This is a genomic window from Rubidibacter lacunae KORDI 51-2 (genome assembly GCF_000473895.1).
Taxonomy (GTDB): Bacteria; Cyanobacteriota; Cyanobacteriia; order Cyanobacteriales; family Rubidibacteraceae; genus Rubidibacter; species Rubidibacter lacunae.
Window position 1 is genome coordinate 1 of record NZ_ASSJ01000038.1, and the last position, 4560, is coordinate 4560.

2 protein-coding genes are annotated in these 4560 nt (G+C 59.2%); both read left to right on the forward strand.

Annotated features, from left to right (window positions below; genetic code table 11):
- The first annotated feature begins 578 nt into the window (after positions 1 to 578).
- On the forward strand, positions 579 to 2936 hold the full coding sequence (locus KR51_RS20920; protein WP_022606119.1) for a calcium-binding protein: 2358 nt from the start codon (positions 579 to 581) through the stop codon (positions 2934 to 2936).
- 1156 nt (positions 2937 to 4092) lie between these two features.
- On the forward strand, positions 4093 to 4560 hold a 468-nt coding region (locus KR51_RS06620), incomplete at its 3' end, for a calcium-binding protein (RefSeq protein WP_022606120.1).

Below are 4560 nucleotides of genomic sequence, written 5' to 3' on the forward strand. Positions count from 1 at the left end.
CCTGAAGAGTCTTTCTATGCGCGATCGCTCCCGGTAACGAGCAACTCGTAGGAGGCGATCGCGATCGGACGCTCTGCGGTCTGCGATCGCACTGTAAGGCGATCGCTTGTTAAGGGTGCGAGCGATCGGATCTCGCAGCACTTGTAACCCCTGAAGCAAAAAGGACTGTCCGCGTTCGGACGAGCGTCTGGACCTCAGTTCTGGCAGGGGTTCAATTTTTCACGTCCCTGCGCGATAGATCCGTTAGCCTTCCTAAAGTCATCCCAACTGCAACGGGACTGGTGCCAGTTGATTCGGGCGATCGCAAGTTGGCTTGTGTCACTAGATTGCAAGAGCGCGATCGGGCTAAAAACAAGACACGAATTACTCCCGACGTGAGAAAAAATCAATTCAATGTGCGACCGCGATCCTCGTCAAATTCCTGCGAGCTTGCGACACTAAAGGTGTGGTTGAATCCCAAGCAACACCACAAAATCTAAATGTTGTGATGAGTCTAAAACGACTCCAGCTTCTGACTCGATGCCATTCTTCGTTTGCACTCTCAGCTCGTTCAACCCCTCGCAACCAGAAGAAAAACTATGATTGCTAACCACGCCAAATTCTTCGACGCCCAAGAATCCTGGCTTGAAAACCCGATCTTTTGGGGGCGCGGCATAGTCCCGGGTGGCACTGACACCAACATTCAAACCCGAGATGCCGTCATCAACCTGAATCCGAGCACATTCCGCAGCGTCGGCTCATACGCTGAGGGGGATGCTGCAGACAACCAGGCGATCGCCATCAACATCCCTATCGAAAACGCCGACAGCGGGTCCGGGAAAGATACCGTTATCGGAAATGCTGCTAGCAACTTATTTTTGGGCGATGCTGGCAGCGATCGCCTGCCCGGTCAGGGCGTTGACTTCATCCCGATCGCAAAGGACGGCGACGTCATCCTGCACGGCGGGAACGGCAACGACGAACTGCATGGCGGGAACGGCAACGACAAACTGTACGGTCATGCCGGCAACGACGACCTGTTCGGTCATGACGGCAACGACGAACTGCGCGGCGGCAGAGGCGACGACACCCTCTACGGCGGGAGCGGTAACGACTACCTGTCCGGCGGCGGCGACGACGACGCCCTCTTCGGCGGGAGCGGTAACGACGAACTTCAGGGCTACACCGGTAACGACACCCTGTCCGGCGGCGACGGTGACGACACCCTCTACGGCTGGGACGGTGACGACACCCTCTACGGCGGGGTTGGCAACGACGCAATGTCCGGTCAGGACGGCAACGACCGCCTCTACGGCGAGGACGGAGACGACGAACTGTGGGGCGGGAACGACAACGACACCCTCTACGGCGGGAACGGCATCGACACCCTGCGCGGCGAAAATGGCAACGACGAACTGGCCGGCGGCGGCGACGACGACGAACTGTGGGGTGGGGACGGCGAGGATAGACTGTTCGGCGAGACCGGCAACGACCGACTGTTCGGTCAGGACGGCAACGACGAACTGGCTGGCTGGAATGGCGACGACGAACTTTACGGCGGGAACGGCGACGACGAACTTTACGGCGACGACGGCAACGACCTCCTCTACGGTAACGACGGCAACGACCTCCTCTACGGTCATAACGGCGTCGACCTCCTTTACGGCGGGGGCGACGACGACGACCTGTACGGTCATGACGGCAACGACGAACTTTTCGGCGAGGACGGCAACGACCGCCTGTTCGGCGGGAACGGCAACGACCGCCTGTTCGGCGGGAACGGTAACGACCACCTGTACGGTCATGCAGGCGACGACTACCTAGCCGGCAGAGACGGCAACGACCGCCTGTTCGGTCAGGACGGCAACGATTTACTGTGGGGCGAAAACGGCGACGACTTCCTCTACGGTCAGGAGGGCAACGACGACCTGTACGGTCATGCAGGCAGCGACCGCCTGTCCGGCGAGGACGGTAACGACCACCTGCACGGTCAGGACGGCAACGACTTCCTTTACGGCGGCAACGACGACGACTTCCTTTACGGCGGGGGCGACGACGACGACCTTTACGGCGGTGCCGGGAACGACAACCTGTCTGGCGGGAACGGCGACGACCGCCTCTTCGGTGAAGACGGCAGCGACGAACTCTCCGGCGGTGCCGGGAACGACAACCTGTCTGGCGGGAACGGCGACGACCGCCTCTTCGGTGAAGACGGGAACGACAACCTGTCTGGCGGGAACGGCGACGACCGCCTCTACGGTCAGGACGGCAGCGACGACCTCTCCGGCGGGAGCGGCAGCGACGACTTGTACGGCGGAAACGGCGACGACCGCCTCTTCGGTGAGGACGGCAGCGACGAACTCTTCGGCGGGAGCGGCAACGACGACCTGTACGGCGGAAACGGCGACGACCGCCTCTACGGCGAGGGCGGCAACGACCGCCTCTTCGGTGAGAACGGCAACGACGACCTGTACGGCGGGAGCGGCAACGACGACCTGTTCGGCCATGACGATAACGACGACCTGTACGGCGGCGACGGCGGCGACGACCTGTACGGCGAGAACGGCGACGACCGCCTCTTCGGAGAGGACGGCAGCGACGAACTCTACGGCGGTGCCGGGAACGATATGCTGGTTGGCTTCGGCGACAGCGGTTCCGAGTACGACACGCTCACGGGCGGTGCCGGCTCCGATACGTTCGTTCTGGGCGATCTCGGCGGCGCATTCTACCTGGGGTTCGGGCACGCCCACATCACTGACTTCACCAGCGATTTGCCCGCCAGCGAAGACACGATCCAGATCCACGGCGATCTCAGCGATTACAGCCTCGACCAAAGCCTCAACTACGGGGGGTCTGCAGCTCTAGACACGGCGATTTTCCAGAGCGGCGACTTGATCGCAGTCGTGGAAGATACGACGGCAATTGCCTTGACGGCTGATTACTTTACGACGGTGTAATCGGAGTCGAGACGGCCGTCCATCTCGGCGCCGTTTCAGCTTCGTTTTGAGTCTCCGACCGTGAAGTCGGAGACTTTTTGCAAGCGCTTGGGGATTGCACCCTGCTCAAGCACTGCCAACTTACCGCTTGCTTCAGAAAATCGATACTATTTCAGGACTTACGAAAATTCAGGGCTTACGCAAAAGCCAGAGCGATTGATAGACGTTTGATTTGCTCGAGCAGGGAGTCCGACAGCGAACCTTGCTTCAGCTCATACACCGTTTGCCCGGCGCGTAACGCAATCTCCTTCAACCGCCCCCACACCAGCAGGGCGCAGGCGATATAGTTGCGCTGGATATGACTCTTACGGCACTGACATCGCTCGATGCCCGTAAACGGCTTCAGTGCTCGGTGGAACTCTCAATTATCCAGTGCACACCGCTCACACGTCCTGCGCGGTCACTTGAGCTTTGTCGTTGGTAGCGATAAACTCCTGAAACTTGACGGCAACGCACGAGGTTCTTACCACTGTAGCAACGAAGCCGAGCTGTGACTGTCCCGAGTCGCGATCGCACTGCATCTCCGTTGTGGGACACTCTAAAGCTCGGTATTCTGCCCCTCAGCAGCTCCTGACAGAAAACCGACTGCGAGCGATCGCGATCGGACGCTCTGCACTCGGCGATCGCTCCGTAATCCGTTCACTCGTTGAGGGTGCGAGCGATCGGATCTCGCGCCCTTTATTACCCGTAGGGCAAACTGGACCACCTGCGATTGTATGAGCGTCTGGATACCAGTTCTGGCAAAGGCTTTGCTTTTGCACGACCCTGGACGACAGATCTGTTCGCCCTCTGCATTCATCCCAACTACAACGCGACCTGCGCCTTTTGATTCGGGCGATCGCAAGTTGCCTGGTGTCACTTCTTGGCAAGGGCCCGATCGGGCTAAAAACAAGATACGAATTACTTCCGATGTAAGAAGAAATCAATTCAATTTGCGGCTGCGATCCTCGTCAGATTCCTGCGAGCTTGCGAAACTAAGGGTGTGAGTTGAATCCCAATCAACACCACAAAATCTAGAAAGATGTGATTAGTCTACAACGACTCCAGCCACTGACTCTATGCCATTCGGCGTTTGCAGCCTTCTCTCGTTCAGCCTCTTTCAACCAGGAGCAAAACAATGATTGATTACCTATTTAATGACGCTCCCAAATACACTGTCGAACAAGGTATCTCCCCCTATGTCCTGAAACCCATTGGGCGTTGTCTGGAAGGTGGGGGAGGAAACGACCACCTGGAAGGATGGATCGGCGACGACAAGCTCTACGGTTTTGGTGGCGACGACTTACTTTACGGCTGGTACGGCAACGACTACCTCGACGGCGGGAATGGCAACGACTACCTCGACGGCGGGGACGGCAAAGACTTCCTGTCCGGTGGGGACGGCAAAGACTTCCTGTCCGGCGGGTTCGGCGACGACCGCCTCCTCGGCGGGAACGGTGACGACCGCCTCCACGGCGGGAACGGAAACGACACCCTCGAGGGCGGGAACGGTGACGACACCCTGTTCGGCGGTAGCGGAGACGACACCCTGTGGGGCCGGGACGGCAACGACTACCTCGACGGCGGGAGCGAAGACGACCGCCTC

What these genes read in the sequence shown, in the direction of transcription:
- KR51_RS20920 (WP_022606119.1), top strand. Translation starts at nt 579, where the DNA reads ATGATTGCTAACCACGCCAAATTCTTCGACGCCCAAGAATCCTGGCTT.